This window comes from Neorhizobium sp. LMR1-1-1.1, assembly GCF_040675795.1.
GTDB classification, from domain to species: domain Bacteria; phylum Pseudomonadota; class Alphaproteobacteria; order Rhizobiales; family Rhizobiaceae; genus Neorhizobium; species Neorhizobium cellulosilyticum.
The window spans coordinates 1-2,264 of the sequence record NZ_JBEGHE010000050.1 but is presented as its reverse complement, the minus strand read 5'-3'; the positions used below and the strand labels follow the sequence as shown (position 1 = coordinate 2,264).

At 58.3% G+C, this 2,264-nt stretch carries 3 protein-coding genes; 1 reads left to right on the top strand and 2 read right to left on the bottom strand.

The window, feature by feature from the left end; translation table 11 throughout:
* Positions 1 to 128: 128 nt before the first annotated feature.
* Both MRBLMR1_RS25215 and MRBLMR1_RS25210 read right to left on the bottom strand, forming a co-directional pair.
* Complete coding sequence (locus MRBLMR1_RS25215; RefSeq protein ID WP_500066925.1) at positions 129 to 377, bottom strand: DUF2934 domain-containing protein; 249 nt, start codon at positions 375 to 377, stop codon at positions 129 to 131.
* A gap of 17 nt (positions 378 to 394) precedes the next feature.
* The gene (locus tag MRBLMR1_RS25210) at positions 395 to 688 is read right to left on the bottom strand and encodes a hypothetical protein (RefSeq protein ID WP_148148748.1); all 294 of its coding nucleotides are present in this window, start codon (positions 686 to 688) and stop codon (positions 395 to 397) included.
* A 197-nt stretch (positions 689 to 885) separates the two neighbouring features.
* Here MRBLMR1_RS25210 and budC point away from each other — a divergent pair, with 197 nt between their 5' ends.
* Positions 886 to 1,647 (top strand): meso-2,3-butanediol dehydrogenase, encoded by a 762-nt coding sequence (gene budC, locus MRBLMR1_RS25205; RefSeq protein ID WP_500066924.1) that lies wholly within the window; start codon positions 886 to 888, stop codon positions 1,645 to 1,647.
* The last annotated feature ends 617 nt before the right edge of the window (positions 1,648 to 2,264 follow it).

Sequence of the window (2,264 nt, the reverse complement as noted above, 5' to 3'; positions counted from 1 at the left end):
CAATCGCATCAAACAGATGCGGGGCCTAGCAACCCGATATGACCGACGTGCCGACAACTATCTCGCCGCTCTCAAACTTGCAGCGACGAGGATATGGATCGCATCAGCTAATGAGTCCGCGTCCTAGTTTAGCCAGCGCCCTGATCGTTTTCCGAATTCAAGTCCTGAGGCTTGATACCATCATCCGTCTGCTCGGTGGATGAGCCCGCGGACGACCCGACACCGCCACCATGGTCCGCCGACCAGGTTTGTGGAAGGCCAGTGTTCTTGAGCGCTTCGCTCGCCTCCCGCCAATGGCGTTCTTGCTGGCCCTCGGGCCGCCCCTCTGCCTCCCAGCGCGCGTAAGCGTCTTCACGAATTCTATCTTCGTCTGACATCTGAGGTCCTCCTGAACTCATAGGAAACGGCGGTTGACTTCGTTGCTGATCATCGGGATCGCGACGGCGGTGGCAGTAGGCAGCTTGAGCGCCCGGATCAACTGTCCTAATGCGAAAGTGACGGCGATCGTCGCGGCAATCCTGAGCCAGGCGTGCTCTTTCTCAGGCGTGAACTCGACATCGGACTGGCTATGAATAGCAACCAGCTTCTCCTTGAGATCGGCGACCTCAGCGCGCAGTCGGCGTACCTCCTCGAGGGCGGCGTTCTCTCCCATCGGCGGGCTGGTCTGTTGAGCGGGGGGTGGGTTCATTGCGTTTCTCTCCTGCCTTCTGGAAAGGCCCAACGCTCAAGCCTCCGAAAAGATGCAGGTGATCTTCGGGTGCTGACGACGGCCGCCTTCATCTGTCCTGAAGTCCCGGAACCATCACACTTGGAACATACCTCGCGGTCGACCCGTTCAATGCCCCGGGAGAATGGGAGGCAAATGCAATCCAAGGAGAAATTTCCATGCAGCGTTTCGTGGACAAGGTCGTCGTCGTAACTGGGGCTGGCTCGGGCATCGGCAAGGCGACCGCCGAGCGCTTCTTGAACGAAGGCGCGAAGGTCGCTCTGGTCGGCCGCACGAAGTCCAAGCTGGAAGACGTAGCGAAGCCGTATCCTGAAAGCCAAGTTCTCGTGATTGAAGCCGACGTATCAAACGAAGAGGATGTCAATCAGCTCGTCCTCGCGGCGTTAGAGAAGTTTGGCCGCCTAGACGTGCTGGTCAACAACGCTGGTGTGATTACCCAAGGTGATGTCGGATCGTTGTCGACGGACGATTGGCGCAAGGTCATGGCCACCGATCTCGACGGCGTTTTCTACGCCTCTCGGGCGGCCATCCCGCATCTCAAGACATCCAAAGGCTCCATCATCCACGTGGGTTCAGTATCTGGAACTGGCGGCGACTGGGGAATGGCCGCTTACAATGCGGCCAAGGGTGCGGTCACCAACCTGACCAGGGCGATGGCAATGGATCACGGCAAAGATGGCATCAGGGTGAACGCCGTTTGCCCGAGCTTCACGAAGACCGGGATGACGGAAGACATGGTAGACGATGGGAAGCTCATCGACAAATTCAATGAGCGATTTGCGCTTGAAGGTCCGGGGAAGCCCGAGGATGTCGCAGCCGTCATCGCCTTTCTGGCAAGTGAAGATGCCCGGTTTGTAACCGGGGTAAACCTTCCGGTGGATGGTGGGATGTCTGCCTCGAATGGCCAGCCCCCACAATAAGGAGAAATCGAATACCTGGGACGTTCAGCACCATCTAAATTGTTGCCTTCGACCTTGACGATCGCAAGCGGGCCGTCCGGGTATTCGAGCCTCGAGTAGCTACCAACGAAGTACGGGCGATCGAGGAAGCCGAAGACCTGGCGCGCCAGCACGCAGGTGTCGTTGTTTGGCGACGGGACGGCGATCCAGTCGATGGCGAGGAAGGCGAGCCTATCGTGGTTTTCAGCGTGGGCAGGATCGGAGTGTTCGATTGAGCCTCTAAGCAGCACCGCGAACTCATTCCCGAAACTCTGCCTTCTACTCGCGTTGCAAGCTGCAAGACGCTGATGCCGGAAAAATTGCGCTTTCGACGAAGCAAATATTTTCTGGCTACCCCACAACCAACGGTGGGTCGCACCACTTAACCAGTCGCAGCGGCCTAACCTAGATTGCCGCTGTGCAGCGGGCAGCGGCTCCTCTAGCGGACGACCGGAACAATCGATGTCGCCGAGCTGTTTAGCCTATGTGCCGCTGCACCTCCCGTAGATCTCACTTCATAGACGACTGAAAGAGCGGCGAACCAACGCTTTCATGCTGCCGTTGGATGTAAGCGCGTCAACCGCAGCACCGCGTTGCCT